Annotated in this window: 24 protein-coding genes; 10 read left to right on the forward strand and 14 right to left on the reverse strand. The window is 62.3% G+C overall.

The features are described 5' to 3' along the window. The first annotated feature begins 105 nt into the window (after positions 1-105). The 4 genes from phaC to BV911_RS13430 all read left to right on the forward strand — a co-directional run bounded on the left by phaC (position 106) and on the right by BV911_RS13430 (position 4,273). Positions 106-1,899, forward strand: coding sequence for a class I poly(R)-hydroxyalkanoic acid synthase (phaC, locus tag BV911_RS13415; RefSeq protein ID WP_086054134.1), 1,794 nt, complete (start codon positions 106-108; stop codon positions 1,897-1,899). 152 nt (positions 1,900-2,051) lie between these two features. Next, positions 2,052-2,513, forward strand: a complete 462-nt coding sequence (locus BV911_RS13420; protein ID WP_086054135.1) for a phasin family protein — start codon at positions 2,052-2,054, stop codon at positions 2,511-2,513. A 157-nt stretch (positions 2,514-2,670) separates the two neighbouring features. Beyond that, complete coding sequence (phaR, locus tag BV911_RS13425; RefSeq protein WP_086054170.1) at positions 2,671-3,234, forward strand: polyhydroxyalkanoate synthesis repressor PhaR; 564 nt, start codon at positions 2,671-2,673, stop codon at positions 3,232-3,234. A 43-nt stretch (positions 3,235-3,277) separates the two neighbouring features. Beyond that, on the forward strand, positions 3,278-4,273 hold the full coding sequence (locus BV911_RS13430) for a LysR family transcriptional regulator (protein ID WP_086054171.1): 996 nt from the start codon (positions 3,278-3,280) through the stop codon (positions 4,271-4,273). On the opposite strand, the gene BV911_RS13435 is transcribed toward BV911_RS13430, so the two are convergent. The 10 genes from BV911_RS13435 to BV911_RS13480 all read right to left on the reverse strand — a co-directional run bounded on the left by BV911_RS13435 (position 4,261) and on the right by BV911_RS13480 (position 14,417). After that, positions 4,261-5,451 carry a DegT/DnrJ/EryC1/StrS aminotransferase family protein gene (locus BV911_RS13435; RefSeq protein WP_086054136.1) on the reverse strand — a complete coding sequence of 397 codons (1,191 nt, stop codon included), beginning with the start codon at positions 5,449-5,451 and terminating at the stop codon, positions 4,261-4,263. The genes BV911_RS13430 and BV911_RS13435 overlap by 13 nt on opposite strands. A 106-nt stretch (positions 5,452-5,557) precedes the next feature. Then, a complete protein-coding gene (locus BV911_RS13440) occupies positions 5,558-6,862 on the reverse strand; it encodes an FAD-binding oxidoreductase (RefSeq protein ID WP_086054137.1) in 1,305 nt (434 codons plus the stop codon). Next, positions 6,859-8,217, reverse strand: a complete 1,359-nt coding sequence (locus BV911_RS13445; RefSeq protein ID WP_086054138.1) for a glutamine synthetase family protein — start codon at positions 8,215-8,217, stop codon at positions 6,859-6,861. The genes BV911_RS13440 and BV911_RS13445 overlap by 4 nt, the downstream gene beginning before the upstream one ends. A 3-nt stretch (positions 8,218-8,220) precedes the next feature. Then, the gene (locus BV911_RS13450) at positions 8,221-8,946 is read right to left on the reverse strand and encodes a type 1 glutamine amidotransferase (protein ID WP_086054139.1); all 726 of its coding nucleotides are present in this window, start codon (positions 8,944-8,946) and stop codon (positions 8,221-8,223) included. 58 nt (positions 8,947-9,004) lie between these two features. Continuing rightward, a complete protein-coding gene (locus tag BV911_RS13455) occupies positions 9,005-10,318 on the reverse strand; it encodes a glutamine synthetase family protein (RefSeq protein ID WP_086054140.1) in 1,314 nt (437 codons plus the stop codon). A 90-nt stretch (positions 10,319-10,408) separates the two neighbouring features. Beyond that, positions 10,409-11,248 (reverse strand): ABC transporter permease, encoded by an 840-nt coding sequence (locus tag BV911_RS13460; RefSeq protein WP_086054141.1) that lies wholly within the window; start codon positions 11,246-11,248, stop codon positions 10,409-10,411. Then, positions 11,245-12,126, reverse strand: a complete 882-nt coding sequence (locus BV911_RS13465) for an ABC transporter permease (protein WP_086054142.1) — start codon at positions 12,124-12,126, stop codon at positions 11,245-11,247. Before BV911_RS13465 ends, BV911_RS13460 begins: the two co-directional genes overlap by 4 nt. Before the next feature lie 39 nt (positions 12,127-12,165). Then, the gene (locus BV911_RS13470) at positions 12,166-12,888 is read right to left on the reverse strand and encodes a transporter substrate-binding domain-containing protein (protein ID WP_371588185.1); all 723 of its coding nucleotides are present in this window, start codon (positions 12,886-12,888) and stop codon (positions 12,166-12,168) included. A gap of 37 nt (positions 12,889-12,925) precedes the next feature. After that, positions 12,926-13,699: an ABC transporter ATP-binding protein gene (locus tag BV911_RS13475; protein ID WP_086054144.1), complete on the reverse strand. Its 774-nt coding sequence runs from the start codon at positions 13,697-13,699 to the stop codon at positions 12,926-12,928. A gap of 271 nt (positions 13,700-13,970) precedes the next feature. Beyond that, complete coding sequence (locus BV911_RS13480; protein WP_086054145.1) at positions 13,971-14,417, reverse strand: TerB family tellurite resistance protein; 447 nt, start codon at positions 14,415-14,417, stop codon at positions 13,971-13,973. A 153-nt stretch (positions 14,418-14,570) separates the two neighbouring features. Here BV911_RS13480 and BV911_RS13485 point away from each other — a divergent pair, with 153 nt between their 5' ends. Both BV911_RS13485 and BV911_RS13490 read left to right on the forward strand, forming a co-directional pair. Beyond that, positions 14,571-15,620 carry a glycosyltransferase family 4 protein gene (locus BV911_RS13485; RefSeq protein WP_086054146.1) on the forward strand — a complete coding sequence of 350 codons (1,050 nt, stop codon included), beginning with the start codon at positions 14,571-14,573 and terminating at the stop codon, positions 15,618-15,620. Positions 15,621-15,666: 46 nt separating this feature from the next. Continuing rightward, positions 15,667-16,590: a DMT family transporter gene (locus BV911_RS13490; RefSeq protein ID WP_086054147.1), complete on the forward strand. Its 924-nt coding sequence runs from the start codon at positions 15,667-15,669 to the stop codon at positions 16,588-16,590. A gap of 6 nt (positions 16,591-16,596) precedes the next feature. Here the strand turns inward: BV911_RS13490 and BV911_RS13495 are convergent, their stop codons facing one another. Genes BV911_RS13495 through alr form a run of 4 tightly spaced genes read right to left on the reverse strand, consistent with a single transcriptional unit; the run spans position 16,597 to position 19,636 of the window. Beyond that, complete coding sequence (locus BV911_RS13495; RefSeq protein WP_086054148.1) at positions 16,597-17,034, reverse strand: paraquat-inducible protein A; 438 nt, start codon at positions 17,032-17,034, stop codon at positions 16,597-16,599. A 30-nt stretch (positions 17,035-17,064) separates the two neighbouring features. Then, the gene (locus BV911_RS13500; protein ID WP_086054149.1) at positions 17,065-17,811 is read right to left on the reverse strand and encodes an ABC transporter ATP-binding protein; all 747 of its coding nucleotides are present in this window, start codon (positions 17,809-17,811) and stop codon (positions 17,065-17,067) included. After that, positions 17,808-18,584, reverse strand: coding sequence for an ABC transporter permease (locus tag BV911_RS13505; RefSeq protein ID WP_168184078.1), 777 nt, complete (start codon positions 18,582-18,584; stop codon positions 17,808-17,810). Before BV911_RS13505 ends, BV911_RS13500 begins: the two co-directional genes overlap by 4 nt. Positions 18,585-18,586: 2 nt before the next feature. Next, positions 18,587-19,636, reverse strand: a complete 1,050-nt coding sequence (gene alr, locus BV911_RS13510; protein WP_086054151.1) for an alanine racemase — start codon at positions 19,634-19,636, stop codon at positions 18,587-18,589. A 240-nt stretch (positions 19,637-19,876) separates the two neighbouring features. Here alr and cysS point away from each other — a divergent pair, with 240 nt between their 5' ends. From cysS to BV911_RS13530, 4 genes are read left to right on the forward strand one after another with little or no spacing between them, the layout of a single operon-like run. Beyond that, positions 19,877-21,373, forward strand: coding sequence for a cysteine--tRNA ligase (cysS, locus tag BV911_RS13515; RefSeq protein WP_086054152.1), 1,497 nt, complete (start codon positions 19,877-19,879; stop codon positions 21,371-21,373). Then, entirely contained in the window at positions 21,370-21,621 is a 252-nt protein-coding gene (locus tag BV911_RS13520; protein ID WP_086054153.1) for a hypothetical protein, read from the forward strand. Before cysS ends, BV911_RS13520 begins: the two co-directional genes overlap by 4 nt. Beyond that, the gene (gene cimA, locus BV911_RS13525) at positions 21,618-23,276 is read left to right on the forward strand and encodes a citramalate synthase (RefSeq protein ID WP_086054154.1); all 1,659 of its coding nucleotides are present in this window, start codon (positions 21,618-21,620) and stop codon (positions 23,274-23,276) included. The genes BV911_RS13520 and cimA overlap by 4 nt, the downstream gene beginning before the upstream one ends. Next, positions 23,273-24,037: a squalene/phytoene synthase family protein gene (locus BV911_RS13530; RefSeq protein ID WP_086054155.1), complete on the forward strand. Its 765-nt coding sequence runs from the start codon at positions 23,273-23,275 to the stop codon at positions 24,035-24,037. Before cimA ends, BV911_RS13530 begins: the two co-directional genes overlap by 4 nt. The last annotated feature ends 4 nt before the right edge of the window (positions 24,038-24,041 follow it).

Here is a 24,041-nt window from a genome sequence, read left to right on the forward strand (position 1 = left end):
CTCCAGATGTGCCGGTCCGCTGAACGCGGCTCGACAGCTTTGGTCCTCCATCACGACAGTAATGTGTGTACCATTAATAAATCTATTTAAGGGGGGAGGCGGGACATGACAACCGATCAAAAAACCACGGCGACTGATTTGCAACGCCTGAACGAGAACATTTCTCGGGTTGAGGCGCTGTCGCAGCGGCTGGTTGCGGCGATGGCGACGAAAAAGCAAATCGATCCCGGACTGCATGCGCCGAGCCATGAGGTCTATTTCAAAGCGGCGTCGGCTTATATGAACACCATGGTCCAGAATCCGGCCAAGGTGATGGAGCATCAGGTCAGTTACTGGGGCAAGATGCTGAAGCATTATGTGGATGCGCAGCATGTTCTGACTTCGGGGAAGCTGGCGGCACCACAGGATCCGACCCCCAAGGATCGCCGGTTTTCCAACCCGATGTGGGACACCCACCCCTATTTCAATTACGTCAAGCAGAACTATCTGCTGACCTCGCAGGCCATCGGTGAGGCGCTGGACGATCTGGACGGGCTGGAAAAGGATGATCGCAAGCGGGTGCAGTATTTCACCCAGCAGATCATCGATATGTTCGCGCCAAATAATTTTTTGGCCACCAATCCCGACGCGCTGGAGCGTGCGGTCGAAACCAATGGCCAATCGCTGGTCGACGGGCTGGAGAATCTGGTCAAGGACATCGAAGAAAACAGCGGCGAGCTGGTGGTGACCTTGGCCGACAAGTCCGCGTTCACGGTGGGCGAGAATCTGGCGATGACGCCGGGATCGGTGGTGTATCGCAACCGGATGTTCGAACTGATCCAGTACACACCCACGACCGAGACCGTGGATCAGGTGCCGCTGGTCGTCTTTCCGCCGTGGATCAACAAATTCTACGTTCTGGATATGAAAGAGCAGAACAGCTTTATCAAATGGGTGGTGGATCAGGGGATCACGCTGTTCGTGGTGTCTTGGGTCAACCCCGATACCAGCTATGCCGGGGTCGGCATGGATGAGTATTTGGACGAGGGCTATGTCGAGGCGATCACGCAGGTGAAAGCGATCACCGGGCAACCGCAGGTCAATGCAGTGGGTTATTGCATCGGCGGCACGACCCTGAGCCTTGCCGCGGCGGTTCTGGACAAGCGCGGGGACAAATCACTGAAATCGGTCACCCTGTTCACCACCCTGACCGACTTTAGCGATCAGGGCGAAATGTCGGTGTTTCTGGACAATGATTTCGTTGACGGGATTGAACGGGAAGCGGTCGAGACCGGGATGCTGAGTTCCTTTATTATGGCGCGGACATTTTCCTATCTGCGGTCGAATGATCTGATCTATGGCCCGGCGATCAAGAGCTACATGATGGGGCAGGCGCCGCCGGCCTTTGATCTGCTGTATTGGAACGGCGACAGCACCAACTTGCCGGGTAAGATGGCGGTCGAATATCTGCGCGGGCTGTGCCAGCAGAACCGCTTTGCCACCACCGGCTTTTCGATTGGCGGCGAAAGTGTCACCCTGAAGGATGTGAAGGTGCCGGTCTGCGCCATTGCATGCGAGACCGACCACATCGCGGCTTGGAAGGCCAGTTATGCCGGGCTGCGGCAGTTCGGCAGCCGGTCGAAGACCTTTTTGCTGTCGCAATCGGGGCATGTGGCGGGCATCGTCAATCCGCCATCCAAGAAGAAGTATGGTCACTATACCAAAACCGGGATGACGGTGGAGGCTGACGCATGGTTCGACGGCGCGACCCTGAATGAGGGGTCGTGGTGGCCGCGCTGGCGCGAGTGGCTGTCCAAGCGGGCGGGCAAGCAGGTTCCGGCGCGCGATCCGGGTTCTGACACCCATCCGGTGTTGGCGGCCGCGCCGGGGACCTATGTTCTGAACCAGCGCTCGACCTGATTTTGTTGGGAAAAGCCGCCTTGCCTGTCGTAGCGTCATTATTTTTGCTGCGCTGCAGCAATTCCTCTTGAAATGCTGCAGCGCAGCGGGCATATTGTGGGCAAGGCGCAAACGCGGAATCATCCGCACCCCCCCAATCAGGAGACCTCCAAATGGTTGCTACCAAAACCAACGACATGACCAAAATGATGCAAGACATGATGGGGTCGTTCCCTGTCGATACCAAAGCTATGCAAGACGCGTTCAAGACCTCGGCGTCTTTGAACGAAAAAATGTCGAAAGTGGCTCTGGAAGCTGCTGAAAAGTCGACCGAGATTTCGTCGAAATGGGCCAAAGACGTTCTGGCGAAACTGACCGCCATGACTTCTGTCAAAGCTGATCCGTCCGAGTATGGCAAAGCCATTTCTGACTTCGCGTCGGCTCAGGCTGAAATCTCGTCCGAGACCATGGCTGCTTTCGCTGAAGTTGCGAAAAAAGTGCAGATGGAAACCGTTGAACTGATGATGGCCGCTGGCAAAGACATCAGCGAAGACGCGACTGCTGCTGTTAAGAAAGCAACCGCTGACGCGACTGCTGCTGCCAAAAAAGTGACCTCGACCGTCGCTGCGAAGTAAAACGCAGTCGCAGGCAATTTTCGCCTGCATGCGCACACGGAACCGCCCCGTCCCCTGGGGTGAGATCCGATGAAGAGCGGGCGTCATGCCCGCTCTTTCTTTTTGCTACCGGCTCGCCTACTCTGCAACGCAGCGGATCAACGCTGGAGGGATGCCTTTGTCCGACACCGAAAAACCACTGCTCGTAAAACGTTACGCAAGCCGGCGGTTGTACAACACCGAAACCAGCGATTACGTGACGTTGGAAGATATCGCGGGCTTCATCCGCGCTGGCCGCGAATTGAAAATCATCGATTTGAAAAGCGGCGATGACCTGACCCGCCAATACATGTTGCAGATCGTGGCCGAGCACGAAAGCAAGGGCGAAAGCGTCTTGCCCATCTCGGTCCTGACCGATCTGGTGCGCAGCTATACCAGCACGGCGCACAGCGTGGTGCCGCAGTTTCTGGCCTCGTCCTTTGACATGCTGCGCGACAGTCAGGCCAAGATGCTTGAGACCTTTCCGGGTCTGCCCGGCACTATGAGCCCGCTTTCGGGCTTTGAGGCGATGCAGCGCCAGCAGAAGGCATTTCTGGCCAAAATGATGCCGGGATGGCCGGGGGGTGAGGGCGATGCCACGCCTGCCGAACCCGAACCCGCAGCCGCTGCGCCGAATGAGATCGAGGACATCAAACGCGAGTTGTCAGAGCTGAAAGCGAAACTGGCGAAGCTGCAGGACTGATCGGCCCGACGGGCCAGAGGGGCGCAAGCCGCGGGCGGATATGATGGCGGGGCACAAGGACGGGGCGCAGGGCCGGATGACCCTTTGGGGCATTGAGGTGTTTGCGGCGATTGCCGAAACCGGATCGATTTCCGACGCGGCCCGGCGGGTTGGCGCCAGCGCCTCGACCGTCAGTCAACAGCTGAGCAATCTGGAAGCGGCCTTGGGGGCCGGGCTGCTGGACCGGGCGGCGCGGCCAATCCGCCTGACCCCTGCGGGCCGAATTTTTTTGCGGCGGGCGCGGGCGATCTTGGGCGAGGCCAGTTTGGCGCGCTCGGAGCTGGCGAACCGGGATTTGTCGCAATTGCAGCGTCTGCGCCTTGGCGTCATTGAAGATTTCGACGCCGATGTGACGCCGCGTTTGCTGACCGATATGGCCGGGCTGTTGCAGTCGTGCCAATTCTTGCTGGAAACCGGCGCCAGCCACCGGTTGTTCGATCAGCTTGAGACCCGGGTTCTGGATGTGATCGTCGCCGCCGATTCCGGCCCGCCCGCCGACTGGATGGAGCGCTATCCGCTGTTGCGCGAGCCGTTCGTTGCGGCGGTGCCGATCGGGCGGGGCGGGGCGGTGACCTTGGCCGATCTGGCGGACTTGCCCCTGATCCAGTACACCCAGCGACATCTGATGGGGCGCCAGATCGCGGCCCATCTGGCGCGGCACGCGGTCGAGGTGAAGCACCGCTTTGAGATGGACAGCTACCACGCCATTCTGGCGATGGTCGCCGAGCAAGTCGGCTGGACCATCCTGACGCCGCTGGGGTTTTTGCGGGCGCATCGCTTTAACGACCGGGTCACGATGGTGCCGCTGCCCCTGCCGCCGCTAAGCCGCAGCCTGTCGCTTTGTGCCCGGCGCGACAGTTTGGGGGCGATCCCCGGCGACATCGCCCTGCGCCTGCGTCTGATCCTGCAAGATATGGTGGTGGCCCCGGTGCTGGACCGGTTCGGCTGGCTTGACGGCGATCTGCAGGTGGTCAGCGCCGCCGCGGATCAGGTGCCGTAGGCGCGCTGCTCTTTCACCTCGGCGGCGGCCATGAGCAGAGCATCGGCTATCCCTTCGCAGTCGGCTTGGGTCAGGCGGGCGGGCAGGCGCACATCGCAGGCGCGCATCAGCATGGCGCGGGTTTGTGGCAAGTCCGGCAGATCGCCCAGAAATTGCCAATTCCAAAAGGCGCGGGCATTGTCGCGCGACAGGCCGAAAATCTGCACCGGGATCCCGCGCGCCTTGGCGGCGGCGATAAAGGCGGTGGCCTCAGCGTCACTCCAGCCTGCCAGTGAAAATTGGATCGAATCCGGCGCGCGCTGTTCTGGCCCGAGGGCGTCCGGCACCGTGAACCACGGTGCGGCCGCCAATCGCGCGGCGACCAGATCATGATTGGCGCGGCCATCGGCGACCCGGCGTGGCAGCACGTCCAGTTGCGGGCGGATCACGGCGGCAGAGAGGTTGTTCATCCGGGTGTTATAGAGGGGCAGGCGGTTCTGCCATGTCTCAAAGCTGGCTGCGACGGCTTTGTGGCTGCGCCAGTTATGCTCATAGGCGCCGGACATGATGATGGCTCGGGCCACCAGATCGGCGTCGTCGGTCACCAGAATCCCGCCTTCACCGGCATTCAGAAGCTTGTAGGACTGGAACGAAAAGCAACCGATCCGCCCCAGCGTGCCAATGTTGCGGCCATGCCACGTGGTGCCAAGGGAATGGGCGGCGTCTTCGATCACCGGCAGGTCGCGCTCGGCCGCCAAGGCCAGAATCGCATCCATGTCCGATGTGTGGCCGCGCATGTGGCTGATCAGGATGGCGCTGACGTCGTCGGTCAGTTTGGCGCGGAAATCGGCCATGTCGATCCGGTAATCGCTGCCGACCTCGACCAGCACCGGCGTACATCCGGCATGAACCACTGCCGAGGGCACCGCCGCAAAGGTAAAGGCGGGGATCAGAACCTTGGCCTTCTCCGGCAGGTCCAGCGCCTTGAGGGACAGGAATAAGGCTGACGAACACGAGGCCACGGCCAGCGCATAGGTCGATCCGATCAGCGCGGCAAATTCTTGTTCCAGCAGGGCGACCGGGGCATTGGCGCTGGTGTAGCGGAACAGATCGCCACTGCGGAGCAGGCGGTCAACCTCGACCCGGGCAGCTTCTGGGATCGGTTCGGCGTCATAAACATTGGGCGCGGCAGCGGTCATAGTTTCGGATTTCCTGAAAGAGATATTCAAGAAAACTGTAACCGATGCGCGGTAACAAGGCTATGACCGTTTGCGCCAATGCGGCGGGCGCGGTGCCAAATGTGATTTAAATCCCAAGCCGGTCGCGCAGGGCGAACCAGGTCATTGCCAGGGCCAGTAGCGGGCTGCGCAGGGCGGTGCCGCCGGGAAAGCCGGGGGTGGGCAGACGGGCCATCAGATCGAAGCGACCGGCGGTGCCGGCGATGGTTTCCGACAGAATCTCGCCCGCCAGAGTGGCCAGCGCGACACCATGGCCGGAATACCCCGATGCGGTCAGGATATTGGGGGCGAGAGCGGCAAAGCAGGGCAGGCGCGACCGGGTAATCGCCAAGGTGCCGCCCCACGCGTGATCAATGCGGACCCCGGCCAGTTGCGGATAGATGGCCAGCATCGGCTTGCGGACCACGGCCGCAATGTCGCCCGGAAAGCGGTAGCCGTAGCTTTCGCCACCGCCGAACAGCAGGCGGCCATCTGCGGATTTGCGCCAATAGTTCACCACGAACCGGTCGTCCGCCACGGCGATGTCCCCGGGCAGGATGTCAGGCGCACGGTCGGTCAGCGGTTCGGTGGCAAGGATGAAATTGTTGATCGGCATCACCCGGGCGGCCACCTCGGGGGCCAATCCGCCGAGATAGCCATTGCAGGCGAGGATCAAATAGTCGGCGGTGATCTGCCCCGTGGCGGTGGTCACTTGCGGGCGGGGACCGGCGGCAATGCCGATGACCTCGCTGCGTTCGTGCAAGACGGCTCCGGCGGCCTGCGCCGCTTGGGCCAGCCCAAGGGCAAAGCGCAGCGGGTGCAGGTGACCCGCGCCATGATCCAAAACACCACCGGCAAAGACCGGCGATCCGGTGGCGGCGGCGATGCCGTCGCGGTCCAACACCTCAAGCTGGCCATAGTCATAGCGGCGCGCCAGCGTATCGACGAGGGACAGAGCTTGTGGCAGCGCGCTGCTGTGGTGGTAGGCGTGGGCGACACCGGGGCGATAGGCGCAGTCGATGCCATGATCGGCAATCAGCTGGGCGACCTTTGCCTTGGCGTCCTCGCCGATCTGCCACAGGCGGGCGGCGTCGTCGGGACCAACGAGGGGCTCAAGCGCGTCTTGCTCAAGGCGTTGGCCCGATCCGACCTGACCGCCATTGCGCCCCGACGCACCAAACCCGATCCGCTGGGCTTCGACCAGCCGCACCTGATAGCCGCGCTGGGCCAGATGCAGGGCCGCTGACAGACCGGTGTAACCGCCGCCAACGATGCAGACATCGGTGCGAACCGCGCCGGTCAGCGGTGGGCAAGGCGGCAGCGGATCGGCGGTGGCGGCGTACCAACTGGGCGGATAGGCCCCGTCTTGGTCATTGGCATGCAGCAGGTTCATACGTTCAGCAACAGATGCTCGCGTTCCCACGGCGAGATCACGTGCAGAAACTCGGAATATTCGGTTTCCTTGACGATCTCATAGACCCGGGCGAATTCGCCGCCGAGGATCTCGCGCAGGCTTGCCGCTTCGCCGAACAGTTCCAGCGCATCATAAAGGCCGTTGGGGATTTCGGTATCGCCAGCATAGGCATCGCCCACGAACATCTCGGTCGGCTGCTTTTTCTCAATCAGGCCCAACAGACCGCAGGCCAGCGAGGCAGCGATGCCGAGATAGGGGTTGCAATCCATGCCCGCGATGCGGTTTTCAACGCGGCGGGCGTCGGGTTCCGAGATCGGCACCCGGATGCCGGTGGTGCGGTTGTCGCGGGCCCATTCCAGATTGATCGGCGCGGCGTGATCCTTGACGTAGCGGCGGTAGCTGTTGACGTACGGCGCAAGGATGGCCACGGCGCTGGGCAGGTGGTTCTGCATCCCGGCGATGAAGTGATAGAAAGCTTGGGTTTCCTCGCCCTCCGGGGACGAAAAGATGTTTCGCCCGGTGGCGCTGTCGACGACCGAATGGTGGATATGCATGGCCGAGCCCGGCTCGTCCTCGATCGGCTTGGCCATGAAGGTGGCAAAGCAGTCATGCCGGAAGGCGGCTTCGCGGATCAGGCGTTTGAAATAGAACACCTCATCGGCCAGCTTGACCGGATCGCCATGGCGCAGGTTGATTTCCAACTGACCAGCCCCGCCTTCTTGGGTGATGCCGTCAATCTCGAAGCCTTGGATTTCGGCGAATTCATAGATGTCGTCGATCACCGGGCCGTATTCATCGACGGCGGTCAGGGAATAGGCTTGGCGCGCGGCGGCGGGCCGTCCCGAGCGGCCCATCATCGGTTTGATCGACACGCCGGGATCGACATTGCGGGCGACGAGGAAAAATTCCATCTCGGGGGCGATGATCGGGGTCAGGCCGCGCTCTTTGAACAGGCTGACCACCCGTTTCAGGACGTTGCGCGGCGAGATCGCGATTGGCACGCCGCTGGGATCATAGGCGTCATGGATGATTTGAAGGGTTTTGTCCGCAGTCCAGGGCGCGGCGGTGGCGGTTTCGTAATCCGGGATCAGGGCCATGTCTGGCTCGGTGAACCCGGCCTCGCCGGCCGCTTCGGCCCAGCCCCCGGCAATGGTCTGAAAGAACAGCGAGTCGGGCAGGTAGAACTTGCTTTGGCGCGCGAATTTCGCCGCCGGTACCGCCTTACCCCGGGCAATGCCGGGCAGGTCGGAAATGATGCATTCCACCTCGTCCAGACGGTGCCCTTCCAGATATTTCTGAGCGGCGGTGGGAATGCGGTCAAGCCAGTCGGACATGGGTTACATCCCTGTTGAAAGTGTGACGGGCGTGGCCGGGGTGGTGGCGCAAGCGGTCGTCAGGAAATCCGCGATGAATGCGGCCGTGGCGCCGGTATCCAGTGGCAAATCGTAGGAACGTTCGGCGGCGGACATAATCCCGGGCGGATATTCCGGGTAATCAAAGCGCAGCAGGATATAGTCGCGGGCCACATCGGTGCCCAATTCGGGATGGGGCTGTAGGGTCAGGATGGTCTGGCCCATGGTGAAGCCCGCGATGGGACAGGCATCGTTGCGGGCAATTACCGTGGCTCCGGCGGGCAATGCGATCACCTGATCTTGGTGCCATGCGGTCAACGCCAACGGCCCCGCGCCGTCCACCTGATAAACCTGCCGCCCGACATTCCAGCCGCTGGGGGCTTTCACGACGGTGCCGCCAAGGGCTTGAGCGATGGCCTGATGGCCAAAGCAAATGCCCACCATCGGACGTTTCGCCGCCCATGCGGCGCGGATGAAATCCTCAAGCGGCGGGATAAAGGCGTGGTCCTCATAGACGCCATAGCGCGAGCCGGTCACCAGCCACGCATCGGCGGCGTCAACATTCTCCGGAAACGCCATATCCATGACCGACCAAGTGGAAAAACGCCAACCGCGCCCGCCCAGCAGACGCTGGAACATGTCGGAATAGCTGCCATAGGTGGCCGCCACTTCGGGCGGAACCGGGCCGCATTGCAGAATGCCTAGATGCATGGAAGCCTCACATGATGTCGCCCGACGCTAGTCTTAGGGCAGACGCAGCGCAAGCGGATCAAACGCGTTCGAACACCGACAGGATCTGGTCGTTGGCAGATAGCGCGTTGGTCTTGATCTGCTCTTGGCGTTTGACCATGGCCAGCATCTCGACCAGCCGGGGCCGGAAAACACGGGTCATCCGCGGCGAGGTCGCGAAGCGGTCGATGGCGTCGTCCCAACTGGTCGGGCATTTCAGGATGCGCTGGCCGTAGGCGTTGCCAAGAATCGGGTCGGGCGGCGACAGGCCGTCCTCAATGCCGATGATCGCGGTGCCAAGGATGGCGGCCATGACCAGATAGGGGTTGGTGTCGCCCCCGGCCGAGCGATGCTCAATCCGGCGCGCCGCCGGTGGGCCGCCGGGAATGCGGATCGCGGTGGTGCGGTTCTCATAGCCCCATGACGCCCCGATCGGCGCATGGTTTTCCGGCGTCATCCGCGCATAGCTATTGCCGTTCGGCGCAAAGATCAGGGTTGCGCCGGGCATGCCTGCGACACAGCCTGCCACCGCTTGTTTCATCACGGCAGAGCCGGTCATGTGCCCGTTGTCGAAGATGTTGCGTTTCTTGTCGTCCAGCACCGAGAAATGCACATGCAACCCGTTGCCGGCATCGGCATCGAAGGGCTTGGCCATGAAGCTGGCGGCCATGCCGTGCTTGCGGGCGATGCCGCGCACCAGCGATTTGAACAGCCAGGTGTCATCGGCCACCCGCATGGCGGGGCCATGATCGAGGTTGATCTCGAACTGTCCCAGTCCCGATTCCGAAATGGCGGCTTGGGCTTGAATGCCCATCGCTTCGGCCCCGTCATACAGATCGTCGAAGAAATGCGCGAAACTGTCCAGCGCCGTGACCGAGTTGATCGCCTGTCCGGTCAGGGGCCGCCCGGTCATCGGCGACCGCACGGTATCCAGCGCGCCGCCGCTGTCATCGACAAGGGTGAATTCCAGCTCGGTGGCGGCGATGACCTTCCAGCCCTGCTTGGAATATCGGCTGAGAACCCGGGCGAGGGCATGGCGCGGATCGGCGTCGAACGGTGCGCCATCGTCGGTATACATCCACATCGGCACCAATGTTGCGGGCTCGGGCAACCACGGCATCGGCACGGGCCCGCGTTCGGTACAGCGCAATTGCCCGTCCGCATCGCCCGAGGCATGGACCAGCGGGCTGTCTTCGATGTCGGCGCCCCACAGATCCAGCGTCAGCACCGACAGCGGCATGCGTTGACCGCTGTATTCCAACTGGGTGGCGTGGCGGGCCGGAAGACGTTTGCCGCGCATCTGACCGTTGAGATCGGCGCAGGCGGTGCGCAGGCTGGGAGTGGTAATGTCCATGGTCTGACCGGGGGCCTTTTCTTGCGGAGGAGGTGGCAGCGCGTTCGGTGCCCCTGCGGCCGAAGAACATCGGCCGCAGGGGCTGATGGATTAGCGGATCAATTGCGGCCGATAGCGAATGCGCGACCGGGCTGCGGGGGCCAGATGCCGGTTCAGCCGGCGGTTGACCTGCCCGAAAATGGTGATCACCACCAAGGTTAGCAGCACGAAATATCCGGCAACGATAGGATAGGCCACGAAGGGGTTAAAGGTCTTGTCGGCGAAATAGCTGGCGTAATACAGGGCGTCGCCTTGCTGTTTCCATGCCGGAAAGCCCGAGAAATAAACCAAGGTGGTGGCGTGGAACAGAAAGATCGCTTCGTTGGTATAGGCCGGCCATGCCAGCCGCAGCATGGTGGGCCAAGTTACCCGGCGAAACTTGGTCCAGCCGGTCAGGCCGTACGCATCTGCGGCCTCTAGATCGCCCTTGGGCACCGACCGCAGTGCGCCATAAAAAATCTCGCCGGAATAAGCGGCGGTGTTCAGAAACAACACCACCAACGCCCCGGCCCATGCCTTGGTCAGCCAGCTGGTCTGGGCGGTGAGATGGGTGAAGCCGAGATTGATGTCGATGCCGGATTTGGGCAGCAGCACGAAGGTTTCATAGGCCAAAAAGAACTGAATGAACAACGGCGAGCCGCGCAGCACGAAGATGAACCATTCCGACGGCTTGCGGATCAGCGCCACCGGGCTGGCCTTGCCCATGGCCACGGCGGTGGCCAGAACGAACCCAAAGATCAGCGCCAGAACCCCGAAATAGATGTTCCAGATCATCCCAGAGCCAATCAGGGTAAACTGCTGGCACAGGGTAAAATCCGACCGGGGCAACAGGCGCTCGCCGATCCCGATGGAACGCAGGCCATAGGCTTGGATGGTCTCAAAGCAGGTCATGCGGTGGCCTTTCGCTGGGCTTCTCCGGCCAAGGTGGCCTGCCCGTGGGACAGACGCCGCATGAGATGCTGGAAGACGGTGTCCGACACCTGCGTCAGACTGAGGTAGAACACCAGCAGACCAAGGAAGTAATACAGCCGCCAGTCCGGGTGCGGATAGCTGAAGGTACTGGTCTTGGCACCGCCCAGTTCGCGCGCCCAATAGACGATATCTTCGACCCCAAGAAGAAACAGCAGGGGCGTTGCCTTGACCAAAATTTGCCACAGGTTCGACAGGCCAGGCAGGGCATAGACCCACATTTGCGGCACGAGGATCCGCCAAAAGGTCTGGCGCTTGCTCATGCCATAGGCCGCGGCGGTCTCAATCTGGCCCACTGGCACAGCCGTCATCGCGCCTGACAGGACATTGGCAGCAAATGCGCCGAAGACGATGGCAAAGGCGATCATGGCCAACGCAAAGCCATACACCTCATGCGCCCATTGCGGCGCGTTCGACAGCGGCAGCTTAGCGGCGGTACAGACCACGAAATCGCTGCCCTGCCGGATCGGCGCGTCCCAGTCGGGGCATTTGACCTTGTGGCGTAGCCATTCCAGCCCCTGATCCATCGCAATGGGAACAAACAGGAAGAACACGATGTCCGGCACGCCCCGGACCATGGCGGTATAGGTTTTCCCGAGCCAGCGCAGCGGGGCGATGTCGGACCGGGCCGCCATTGCGCCGCCGAAGCCGAACAGCATGGCAAAGGGCGCTGTGATGGCGAGCAGCGCCAGAACGGTCAGGAATGAGCCGTAAAACGCCATGTGCTTGCCCGTTGTCAGATAACAGGCAAGCCATGGCAGTCCATCAAGCAGCGAAGGATCGGCGCAGCTTTCAAACATCGGGCGAACCCGCGATCAGGCCGGGCCGGTCCATCCGCATCAGTAGGTTGCCGTTTCCGGACCGAACCATTTGACCAACAGCGCGTTCAGGCTGCCGTCCTCTTTCATCGACGTGATTGCCGCCGACAACTTGTCTTGCAGCTCGCTATCCGATTGGCGCACGCCGACAGCAATGCCATCGCCGAGCAGGACATCGTCCCCGACGAAGATCAGATCGGATTCGGCGACGATGGTGACCAGAAAATCCTTGTCGGTGAAGGCCGCGTCGGCTTCGCCGTTCTTGACGGCGGCAATGGTTTCATCGGGGGTGGCGAATTCCAGCAGGGCGGCACCGGATTCGGCCACATAGCCGGCTTGTAGCGTGCCGGTCTGCGCCGCGATCACGGCCTCGGACAGATCAAGGTCATCGCTCAGCGCGGCATAGGCAGAGGCGGCTGGCGGGTAGTAATCTTGGGTAAAGGCAATCACTTCTTTACGCTCATCCGTGATCGACATGCCCGCGATGATGGCATCGTAATTGCCCGACACCAGGTTCGGGATGATGCTGTCCCAATCGTTGGTGACCCATTCGCAGGTCAGGTTGGCGCGGAGGCACAATTCGTCGCCCAGTTCGCGTTCCATCCCGTCAACGTCACCATTGTCGTTGATGAAGTTGTACGGAGGATAGGCGCCTTCGGTTCCCAAACGAACGGTGTCTTGGGCAAAGGCCGTCGCGGCGCTGAGGCTGAGGATCGCGGCAGTGAGGGTTAGAAAGGACTTCAATGGATGCTCCATTTTATAGCAGGGAATAACAAAGGGGTCAGGCGGGGACCGAGGCTGACAGAAATTGTTGCAGCCGGGCCGATTTCGGGGCCGAGAACAGCGTCACTGGCGGGCCTTCTTCTTCGATTAAGCCTTGATGCAAGAACACCACATGCGAGGACACATCCTGTGCCATCCGCATGTCATGGGTCACAATGATCATGGTGCGCCCTTCAGCGGCCAAATCTTTGATCACCTTGACCACTTCTTGTTCCAGTTCGGGATCAAGCGCCGAGGTCGGTTCGTCAAACAGCAGCGCCTTTGGCTCCATCGCCAATGCCCGGGCGATGGCGGCGCGCTGTTGTTGACCGCCGGATAATTGCGCCGGGTAGGCGTCGCATTTGTCGCCGATGCCGACCTTGTCCAGCAGGGCGCGGGCGCGGGCCTCGACCTCGGCCCGGTCTTGTTTCAGGACGGTGACCGGGGCCTCCATCACATTGCCAAGGATGGTCATATGCGCCCAGAGGTTGAACTGCTGGAACACCATGGACAGGTTGGTCCGCACCCGAAGGACCTGATGCTTGTCGGCAGGGCGGCGATCATGCTGCGTGCCCGCCCAGCGGATTGGGTCGCCGTCGAACAGAATGTCGCCCGATTGGCTGTGCTCAAGCAGGTTCGCGCATCGCAGAAGGGTCGATTTTCCCGACCCGGAGGAACCGATCAGCGACACCACATCGCCGCGATGGGCGGTCAACGACACGCCCTTCAAAACCTCCAAGCCGCCGTAGGCTTTGTGAAGGTCGCGAATCTCGATGACGGGCTTGGGTTGCAAGCGGGGGTTCCTTCCATGTGACGAAGTATTTACCAGTCACTGGGCGCAGGAATGCAAGACCCAACGCGGCGGAAATTGCGTTTTCTTAGGCAAAGGCCTAGGAAAGTGGCGGCAGAGCGGGCAGCCGCAGGTCCGACGCCGTGTCCGCGTCAGCGATTTCGAACAGGTGCAGACGCGCGCCAAGATCGGGGGGGCGGTGCGGTCCCGATGATGCGCAGCGTCCCGGTTTCGGTGGCCGTTTCGGGCCGGTCACAGATCGGCAGGTCGGCGGTCATCCGGCGGTCTTGGCTTGAACCTTCTGGCGGGCAAGGTTGCTGTCCTGATCCGACACGCCGAGGAAGCTAGAGACCATCCGCAGCAGGCTTTCCTCTTCCGGGTCGCGATCACCGTCGGCAAGGGCGACTTCCCAGAGGGCCTGAATGACGCCGATGCGGTCGTCGTATTCCACCGCATCCTTGATCGCGCGGGTGAATCGCACCGTGTCGGGCGCTTGGGCTTCCAGTTCTTCACCTTGGCTGCGCAGACCTGCGGCGGCAAAGGGCGACAGGCCATAGCGGGCGACGAGGATGCGGTCGATCCGGGTCATTTCGGCAAGGTCATAGGTGTCATCGGCCCGGGCCACCCGCACCAGAAGTGCGGTCAAGGCCAGTCGGGCATCCGCATCGGTCAGCGGGGCGGGATCGGGGGCCATCAGGCCTTTTAGGAAATCACCAAACATGCGGCCAAACCTAAGAGGATCGCGGCCCAAGGAAAAGCCAGAATCGACCGACGCGCTGCGGTTGCTGCAATCGGCCTGCGCTGCTACTCGGACACATAGTGCGGGCGGCATGTCTGGTGGCTTGCGCAGTGGTCCGTGACAAGGGAGGCGGAAGTGTCGAAGTTTCTGTTCGTCGTGCCGAGGTTTCACACCAACCTGTTCTTTGCCACCAAGGCGCTGGTTCAGGCCGGGCACCAAGTCAAGGTCTTCGCCGCCAAGCGGGAGCCGACCGAGGATTACAGTTTTGTCACCCCGCAGGTGGTGGGCCGTGATAGTTCGCCGCGCGACCTGCGCCATGATCTGAAAGCGTTCGCCCCTGATCTGGTGATTTTGCGGACCGCGCGGCCGTTGTCGCGCTGGGTGGAAGGCGCCGGCCGGTTCGGGCGGTTGCCGATGCTGCGCTATGACCAAAAGGCGATGTCCGAACTGCCCGCCTTTCGGGATGTGCTGGAGCGGGCGGTGCAAGGCTTGCCGCAGTGGCGGGTGACGCCGAAACCGGCCCGGCATGGCGTGGCGAGCATCGATCCCCGCGCCCATTATCTGCCTTGGCCGGTTGCCCGTGACCCGGAGGTCCCTGTGCGGCAACGCCAGCCGGACGCGCCTTTGGCAGTGCTCTGTGTCGGCAAGCTGATGCAGCAGCGCAAGGGCCAGCATAAGCTGATCGCGGCGATGGCGGCGGGGCTGGCGGAGGGACGGATGACCCTGACGTTGGTCGGCTCGACCCTTGGGTCGGTGCGCGATGCCGACCCGGACCATCTGGACAGCTTGCGCCGGGCGGCAGCGGCGTCCCAAGGGCGGATTACGCTGAAAGAGAATCTGGACTTTGGCGATATGGGATCGGTCTATGGCCAGCACGATGTCTGTGTGCTGCCTGCGGCCCGCGAACAACTGGGCACCGCGCCGATCGAGGCGATGGCCTATGGCTGTGTGCCGGTGATTGGCGGGCGCTGCGGCAGCGCCGGGTATCTGACCGACGGGGTGGATGGCCATGTGGTGTCGATGGACCACCCCGAGGTGTTGACGGCGGTTCTTGATCGGCTGGCCAAGGATCCGGCGCAGCTATCGCAGATGTCAGCGGCGGCGCGGCACACGGCTGAGACAGAATTGGGACCGGCGCGGTTCGTCCAGCGGATGGAGCAACTTGTGGCCCGGCCAAAGGGCTGACGCCAAGCGCTCTTGGCATTTTGCTGGCATCCTGTAACAACGCGCTATGGCTATTGAAATCCCGTCTCAATCACTGCGCCCGGCGCGCCCTGTTGTTGGCATTCTGTGGATGCTGGTCACCGGCCTGTTGTTTGTCGGCGTGCAGGCGACGGTCAAGGCGATTGGGCCAGTCGTGCCCGCCGCAGAAGCGGCGTTTTTGCGGTATCTTCTGGGGCTGGTTCTGTTGGTGCCGATGCTGCCAGCTTTGCGGGCCGCGGTGATCGGGCGGCGCGACTGGCTGTGGTTCTGTCTGCGTGCTGCGGCGCAGTTGGTCGGTGTGATCTTCTGGTTCTACGCCATGACCCAGATCTCATTGGCCGAAGTCACCGCGATGAATTATCTGGCGCCGATCTATGTGACCCTTGGGGCGGCGCTATTTCTGGGTGAGGGCTTTGCGCTGCGCCGGTTATTGGCTGTCGTGGCGGCATTGGTAGGGGCGCTGATCATTCTCAGGCCCGGCTTTCGCGAGATCGGATTGGGGCATCTGGCGATGCTGGTTACCGGCTTGTGCTTTGGGGTGTCTTATCTGATTGCAAAGTCGCTGTCCGAACGGCACGGGCCCGAGGTCATCGTTGGGCTGTTGTCGATTATGGTGGCGATCGGTCTTGCGCCATTCGCCCTTGCCGATTGGGTGACGCCGTCGCTTGGAGCTTTGGCTGGGTATTTTCTGGTGGCCGTCTTTGCCACTGGTGGGCATTACGCCATGACACTGGCCTTTCGGGCTGCACCGGTGACGGTGACCCAGCCGGTGGTGTTCTTGCAACTGGTCTGGGCGGTATTGATGGGCGCAGTGTTCTTTGCCGAGCCAGTGGATGGGTACGTGGTGCTTGGCGGCGGCATGATTATCGCCGCAATCAGCTTTATCACGTGGCGCGAGGCACGGCTGAAACGCCGGACCGTGACCCCAACGCCAATGCAGACCAAGTCCTGATCCTTTTTAGCGGGATTTCGGGGTGAGCCATGACAGGGCGAGCGACAGGCTGACACAGCCGGTAAACAGCCACAAACCCCACGCGGTTTCGATCCGGCCCACACCCACGCCCTTTGCGACCACGATATAGAGCGCGATCAAAAAGATGTCCGCCATGGCAAGGCGGCCAAAGGCTTTCACGACAGGCAGCGCCTTGGGACTGAGATAGCCGAACTGGATGCCCGCAAGGCTGAGGATTTTGCCATAGGGGGCGACGATTGCCAGAAATGCGACCAGAAGCGCCAGCGCCGGGTCGCTGCCCCACAGGCTGCGCAGACCGGACAGGACCGAGATTTCGGACATGCCGAAGACCGGTAGCAATCCAGCCCGCATCAGCGGCGCCGCCCATGCCACCGGAAAGGCGATCAACAGTCCAAGATTGACGGCGGCCAGAACCGGTCTCATCGCAGGCGGTGCCGCGCCCGACCCCTCATCCTAACGCACGGCTTCGATCGGGCCGGTGGCGCGACCATGGATGAATTGCTGCACATAGGGATCGTCGGTGGCGTCCATCTCGGCCACGGTGCCGGTCCATTTGATTACGCCCTCATGCAGCATCGCCACCTTATCGGCGATGGACCGCACGCTGGTCATGTCATGGGTGATCGTCATGGCGGTGACGCCCATTTCCACCACAATCTCGCGGATCAGATCGTTGATGACGCCGGCCATGATCGGGTCAAGTCCGGTGGTGGGTTCGTCGAAAAAGATGATTTCAGGATCGGCGGCAATGGCGCGGGCCAGCCCGACCCGTTTTTGCATCCCGCCGGACAGTTCGGCCGGAAACTGATCGCCAACCGATTCCCGCAGGCCAACCCGGCGCAGTTTTTCGATGGCAATGGCGCGGGCCTCGGCGCGGGGCTTTTTGCGGGGGCCGCGCAACAGGCGGAAGGCGACGTTTTCCCAGACCTTCATGCTGTCGAACAGGGCCGCGCCCTGAAACAGCATCCCGAAGCGTTCCAGAAAGGCGTCGCGGTCGCCCTTGGTGGCGTCCTTTCCGTCGACCAGAATGGTGCCGCTGTCCGGGGTGACCAGACCCAGCACGCTTTTCAGGGTGACCGATTTTCCGGTGCCTGACCCGCCGATGATCACCATGCTTTCGCCTTTGGCGATGGACAGATCAACACCGCACAACACCGCGTTGGAGCCGAAGGCTTTCTTGACGTTTTGCAGTTCAATCATGAGGAAAAGAACGCCTCTGTCAGAAGGTAGTTCGAGGCGAGGATCAGCACCGACGACGCCACCACAGCGGCTTTGACAGCCGCGCCGACACCCTGCGCACCGCGGCCCGAATTCATCCCGAAATAGCAGCCCATTAGCGCAATCAAAAAGCCAAACACGGCGCCCTTGACCAGACCCGAGCCCACATCCCAGACCTCAAGGAAATCGAAGGTGTTTTTCAGATAGGTGGCCTCATTAAAGCCCAGCCGCGAGGTGCCCACCAGAAAGCCGCCCATGATGCCGATGGCATCGCCCACTGCGACGAGGATCGGCACCGACAAGGTGGCGGCAAGGACCCGGGGGGCGGTGAGGTATTTCATCGGATTGGTCGAGAGGGTGACCAGCGCGTCGATCTGTTCGGTGACCTTCATGGTGCCGATTTCGGCGGCGACGGACGATGCCACCCGGGCCGCTACCATCAAGCCGCCTAATACCGGCCCAAGCTCACGGGTCATGCCGATGGCGACGATTTGGGGAACCACCGCTTCGGCGCTGAACCGCGCCCCGCCCGCGTAGATTTGCAAGGCGAGGGCCGCGCCAGTGAATACTGCTGTCATGCCGACCACCGGTAGGCTGAGCCAACCGATGGCAATGAGCGCGTGCCACAACTCGTGGGGATAGTAGGGCGGGGTTATCATGTGCCGCAGCGTTTGGGCGGTGAACATCGACACCCGTCCCAAAGTGGCGACCATGGCCATAGTCGCACGGCCAAGGGCGGCGACGGGGGAAAGCAGGATCACGCGGGTCCTCCGGTGTAAGTGCGGGCATAGCGTTGGCCGAGGGAGGTCAGGACCTCATAGCCAATGGTGCCGGCGATATCGGCGATGGCGTCGACGCCCTGATGGGGGCCGAGGATGTCCAGATAATTGGGATCGGCCCCAAGTGCGGTGATGTCGACGGTCAGCAGGTCCATGGAGACCCGGCCTGCCAATGGGCAAACCACATCCCCGGCATAGAGCGCGGCTTTGCTGGACAGAGCGCGGTGCAGGCCGTCAGCATATCCGGCGGCAATGGTGGCGATCCGGCGGGGGCGGTCTGCGACAAAGGTCGCGCCATAGCCGACGCTTTCGCCCGGCGTCACGGTGCGGCACTGGATCACCGGAATGGACAGGGTGACCACCGGGTGCGCGGTGGTCAGGGGCGCGCCGCCATACATGCCGATGCCGGCCCGGGTCATATCGAAGTGATAATCCGGTCCCAACAAAATGCCGCCCGTGGCGGCCAAGGACCGGCGCAGGCCCAAGCCGTCAGTCATGCTGCGGAAGGCGGCAAGCTGCGCGGCGTTCTGGGGATGTCCCACCTCATCCGCGCAGGCCAAATGCGACATGACCAGACAAGGTTTGGCGGCCACGGCAGCCCCGCGCAGATCGGCCCAGTCGGACGGCTCAAAGCCAAGCCGGTTCATGCCGGTGTCCAGTTGAATGCCGAACGGTGCGCCGGGCAGGGCACCAATATGGCGGATGAACTGTTCCGTCGAGTTCAGCATCGGGATCAGGTTGTGGCTGCGCAGCAGGTCGGTGTCGCCGTCCATATGGCCGGAAAACACCCCAATCGCCGGGCCGTCGCCAACTGCCGCGCGGATGGCTGCGCCCTCTTCGGCCACGGCCACAAAAAAGGTGCGAACGCCGAATGCGGCGAGTTGTGCCGCCACAGGGCCAGAGCCAAGGCCATAGCCGTCGGCTTTGACCACAGCGGCGGTTTCGGTGCTGTGGCCTGAGCACGCGTCAAGGGCGCGCCAATTGGCGGACAGGGCGGACAGGTCGATGGTCAGATGTGCAGTTCCCATGTATCGGGTTTTGACAGGCGGGGGGCAAAGGTCAATAGGACGCGGTGTCTTTTGGGGTGTCGGGGTCAATGGGCCAAGGGGCTGCGATGTGCGGCCCGGCGGACTGACCTGCGCTATCCGCAGTCACTGTTGACCAAAGTCTGGCGGCTTGCTGTTCTTTTCTTTCCCAACACAGTCGGATAAGCCCGCTGCACCGCGTGACACGATTGGCCCCGTGAGCCCACGGGATGGAGGCTGAAAATGGCGGAGATTCGCCTGTACAACACCGCAACCCGGACCCAAGAGGCGCTGACCCCGCTTCAGCCCGGCAATGTGCGAATGTATGTCTGCGGGCCCACGGTCTATGATCGGGCCCATTTGGGCAATGCGCGGCCTGTGGTGGTGTTCGATGTGCTGTTTCGCCTGCTGCGGCAAGCTTATGGGGCGGACCATGTCACCTATGTGCGCAATTTCACCGATGTGGATGACAAGATCAACGCCGCCGCGCTGGCCCGCAAAGAGGCCGGGGTGCCGGCGCCGCTGACTGATTTGATCCGGGAACGCTCGGACGAGACCATCGGCTGGTATCATGCGGATATGGATGCGCTGGGCGCGTTGCGTCCGACCAAGGCCCCGCGTGCCACCGATTATATCGCCCAGATGATCGCCTTGATCGATGACTTGATTACCCGGGGGCACGCTTACGTGGCCGAAGGCCATGTCCTGTTCTCGGTGGAAAGCGACAGCGCTTATGGGTCGCTGTCGGGCCGGTCTGTCGATGACATGATTGCGGGCGCACGGGTCGAGGTCGCCCCTTACAAGCGCAACCCGATGGATTTCGTGCTGTGGAAGCCGTCGAGCGACGACTTGCCGGGCTGGGACAGTCCGTGGGGCCGGGGGCGTCCGGGGTGGCATATTGAATGCTCGGCCATGGCGCGGGACCTGCTGGGCGAAAGCTTTGATATCCATGGTGGCGGCATCGACCTGACCTTTCCGCATCACGAGAACGAAATCGCCCAAAGCCGCTGCGCCCATCCCGACGGCGAATATGCCAAAATCTGGATGCACAACGAGATGTTGCAGGTCGAGGGCAAGAAAATGTCCAAATCCTTGGGCAATTTCTTTACCGTGCGCGATCTGCTGGATCAGAACATCCCGGGCGAGGTGATCCGCTTCGTGCTGCTCAGTACCCATTACCGCAAACCGATGGACTGGACGGAAAAGAAGGTCGCGGATGCGGTTCGGACATTGGACCGATGGTCCGAAGTCTTTGCCGCCTGCCCAGACTTGCTGGACGAAGCCCCGGTCGCCCTGTCGGGCGATGCCGAGGTCGTAACGGCCCTGTCGAGCGATCTGAACACCGCTGGCGCGCTGGCCGCGCTGCATGGCATGATCAAGCGCATCGATCAGATCGCCGTCGATGACGCCGGTCGCACGGCTGAATTGCGGGTGTTTTTGGCCAGTGTGTCCCTGTTGGGGATCGATCTGGCCAGCTATGCCAAACGGTTTCTGGCCGGTGAGCGGTTCTTGTCCGCCGAGGCACGGCTGGACGACACCGAAGACTGGGTGCGCATCAAGCTTCGGACGCTGCTGGAGGCGCGGGCAGAGGCCCGGGCTGCCAAAGACTATGCGCGGGCAGATTTTCTGCGCGACGCGATCATCTCGGCTGGTATCGTTGTGAAAGACACCGCGGACGGCTTCGATTTCGAACTGACGGACCAGTATGATCCGGCCAAACTGGAGGCGCTTACCCCATGACGCAATCTGACGATACCGCGCCGCAAAAGGATACCGATACGATGATCACCCCTGAACTTCGCACCCAGATCGACGCCCTGCTGATCGCACGCACCGAGGCCCGCGCGGCCGGTGACTACGCCCGGGCCGACGAGATCCGGCAAGCGATTGATGCCGCCGGGATCGAAGTCCAAGACAAAGAGGGCGCGGCGACGCAATGGACCGCCAAGCCCGATTTTGATCCTTCGAAGCTAGAGGGACTGGTGTGACCCAAGAGCGGCTCTATTTGTTCGACACCACCTTGCGTGATGGGCAACAGACCCAAGGGGTGCAATTCTCAACCCCGGAAAAGCTGCGCATCGCGGCGGTTCTGGACCGTTTGGGGGTGGATTACATTGAGGGCGGCTGGCCGGGGGCCAACCCGACCGACAGTGAATTTTTCGCGCATCCGCCCCAGACCCGGGCCATTCTGACCGCGTTCGGGATGACCAAGCGGGCCGGGCGCTCGGCTGCGAATGACGAGGTGCTGTCTGGCGTGTTGAACGCGCGGACGCCTGCGGTCTGTCTGGTCGGTAAGACCCATGATTTTCACGTGACCCGCGCCCTTGGCATCACGTTGGACGAAAATCTCGACAACATTGCCCAGTCCGTGGCGCATCTGGTGGCGCAGGGCCGTGAGGCACTGTTTGACGCCGAGCATTTCTTCGATGGCTACAAGGCCAATCCCGACTATGCCTTGCGGTGCCTGAAAGCGGCCTATGACGCCGGGGCGCGTTGGGTCGTGTTGTGCGACACCAACGGCGGCACGTTGCCATCCGAGATCGGCGCTGTCACCCGGGCGGTGATCGAAGCGGGCATTCCGGGTGATCATTTGGGCATCCACACCCATGACGATACCGGCAATGCGGCTGCAGGTACGCTGGCGGCGGTGGATGCGGGGGCGCGGCAGGTGCAAGGCACCTTGAACGGGTTGGGCGAGCGTTGCGGCAATGCCAATCTGATCACGTTGATCCCGACGTTGTTGCTGAAAGAGCCCTATGCCAGCCGGTACGAGACCGGTGTGACCCTTGAGGCGTTGGCGGGGATTACCCGCGCCTCACGGTTGCTGGACGATATTCTGAACCGGGTGCCGCGCAAGTCCTCGCCCTATGTGGGGGCTTCGGCCTTTGCCCATAAGGCCGGGCTGCATGCCAGCGCGATCCTGAAAGACCCGACGACCTATGAACATATAGAACCCGGCACCGTCGGCAATGCGCGGATCATTCCGATGTCCAATCAGGCCGGGCAGTCAAACCTGCGCCGCCGCCTGAGCGAAGCCGGATTGACGGTCGAGACCGGAAATCCGGCGTTGGCCCGCATCCTTGAGGTGGTCAAAGACCGCGAGGCGCAGGGCTATTCCTATGACACCGCACAGGCCAGTTTCGAACTGGTGGCCCGGCGTGAATTGGGGCTTTTGCCTGAGTTCTTCGAGGTGAAGCGCTATAAAGTGACAGTCGAACGGCGCAAGAACAAGTACAACCAGATGGTCAGCTTGTCCGAAGCCGTGGTCGTGGTCAAAATCGGCGATGAAAAAGTGATGTCGGTGTCCGAAAGCGTGGACAGTTCCGGTCATGACCGGGGGCCGGTCAATGCGCTGGCCAAGGCGCTGAACAAGGATCTGGGCCGCTTTCAGCCCTATATCGATGACATCCGTTTGGTGGATTTCAAGGTTCGCATCACCGATGGCGGCACCGAGGCGGTGACGCGGGTGGTGATCGACAGCGAAGACAGCACGGGCCAGCGCTGGTCGACCGTCGGCGTTTCGGCCAATATCGTCGATGCGTCGTTCGAGGCGCTGCTGGATGCGATGGTCTGGAAACTGGTTCGTGACGGGGCGCCGCCGGTGCACGCGGTCCGGCCCCTTGGCATTGCGGGTACCTCATGAGCTTGGATGCCTGTGCCGCGCTGGTGCAGCGGGGCGACCCGGATCGTTGGCTGAGCCTGATGTCCGCACCGCTGGCGGCGCGGCGGGTGCTGTTGCCGATCTATGCCTTCAATCTTGAAGTCGCGCGGGCGCCTTGGGTGACCGTCGAGCCGACGATCGCCGAAATGCGGTTGCAATGGTGGCGGGACGCACTGGAGGAAATCGCCCTCGGCGGCGCGGTGCGACGGCACGAAGTTGTGACGCCGTTGGCAGCAGTGATCGACGGCGAGGCCGCCCGCCTGCTGGATCGGCTAGTGATGGCCCGGCGGTGGGACATCTACCGCGATCCGTTCGAAGATAAGGATCATTTCGACACCTATCTGGCCCACACCGCAGGCGAGTTGATGTGGGTCGCGGCCCGGGCGCTTGGCGCGACTGACCCGGGGCCAGTGGCCGATATGGCCCGGGCCTCGGGGTTGGCGGCTTGGTTTCTGGCGATCCCGGAACTGGAAGCACGCGGGCGCCAGCCGTTGGTCGATGGTCGTCCTGAGGCGGTGAGGGAACTGGCCGAGGATGGCCTTGTCGCCTTGCGCCGCGCCCGCTGTGCTAGGGCGCAGGTTCCGGTGGCGGCACGCCCGGCATTGCGGGCCGGATGGCGGGCCGGGTATCTACTGTCGTCGGCGTGCAAAGACCCGCTTAGGGTCGTCAACGGCGCGTTGGCTGAAAGCGAAGCGCGCCGCCGGGCGTCGTTGATCTGGCATGCCTCATGGGGCAGCTATTAGGGCC

This window comes from Pseudoruegeria sp. SK021, assembly GCF_002119405.1.
GTDB lineage: Bacteria > Pseudomonadota > Alphaproteobacteria > Rhodobacterales > Rhodobacteraceae > Meridianimarinicoccus.

Coding starts and splice junctions, on each gene's coding strand:
- cysS (WP_086054152.1), top strand. CDS start 19,877: ATGGCGGAGATTCGCCTGTACAACACCGCAACCCGGACCCAAGAGGCG.
- BV911_RS13420 (WP_086054135.1), top strand. CDS start 2,052: ATGGTTGCTACCAAAACCAACGACATGACCAAAATGATGCAAGACATG.
- BV911_RS13465 (WP_086054142.1), bottom strand. CDS start 12,126: ATGTTTGAAAGCTGCGCCGATCCTTCGCTGCTTGATGGACTGCCATGG.
- BV911_RS13490 (WP_086054147.1), top strand. CDS start 15,667: ATGGCTATTGAAATCCCGTCTCAATCACTGCGCCCGGCGCGCCCTGTT.
- BV911_RS13435 (WP_086054136.1), bottom strand. CDS start 5,451: ATGACCGCTGCCGCGCCCAATGTTTATGACGCCGAACCGATCCCAGAA.
- BV911_RS13495 (WP_086054148.1), bottom strand. CDS start 17,034: ATGAGACCGGTTCTGGCCGCCGTCAATCTTGGACTGTTGATCGCCTTT.
- BV911_RS13500 (WP_086054149.1), bottom strand. CDS start 17,811: ATGATTGAACTGCAAAACGTCAAGAAAGCCTTCGGCTCCAACGCGGTG.
- BV911_RS13450 (WP_086054139.1), bottom strand. CDS start 8,946: ATGCATCTAGGCATTCTGCAATGCGGCCCGGTTCCGCCCGAAGTGGCG.
- BV911_RS13430 (WP_086054171.1), top strand. CDS start 3,278: ATGGCGGGGCACAAGGACGGGGCGCAGGGCCGGATGACCCTTTGGGGC.
- phaC (WP_086054134.1), top strand. CDS start 106: ATGACAACCGATCAAAAAACCACGGCGACTGATTTGCAACGCCTGAAC.
- BV911_RS13460 (WP_086054141.1), bottom strand. CDS start 11,248: ATGACCTGCTTTGAGACCATCCAAGCCTATGGCCTGCGTTCCATCGGG.
- BV911_RS13445 (WP_086054138.1), bottom strand. CDS start 8,217: ATGTCCGACTGGCTTGACCGCATTCCCACCGCCGCTCAGAAATATCTG.
- BV911_RS13455 (WP_086054140.1), bottom strand. CDS start 10,318: ATGGACATTACCACTCCCAGCCTGCGCACCGCCTGCGCCGATCTCAAC.
- BV911_RS13520 (WP_086054153.1), top strand. CDS start 21,370: ATGACGCAATCTGACGATACCGCGCCGCAAAAGGATACCGATACGATG.
- BV911_RS13530 (WP_086054155.1), top strand. CDS start 23,273: ATGAGCTTGGATGCCTGTGCCGCGCTGGTGCAGCGGGGCGACCCGGAT.
- BV911_RS13440 (WP_086054137.1), bottom strand. CDS start 6,862: ATGAACCTGCTGCATGCCAATGACCAAGACGGGGCCTATCCGCCCAGT.
- alr (WP_086054151.1), bottom strand. CDS start 19,636: ATGGGAACTGCACATCTGACCATCGACCTGTCCGCCCTGTCCGCCAAT.
- BV911_RS13480 (WP_086054145.1), bottom strand. CDS start 14,417: ATGTTTGGTGATTTCCTAAAAGGCCTGATGGCCCCCGATCCCGCCCCG.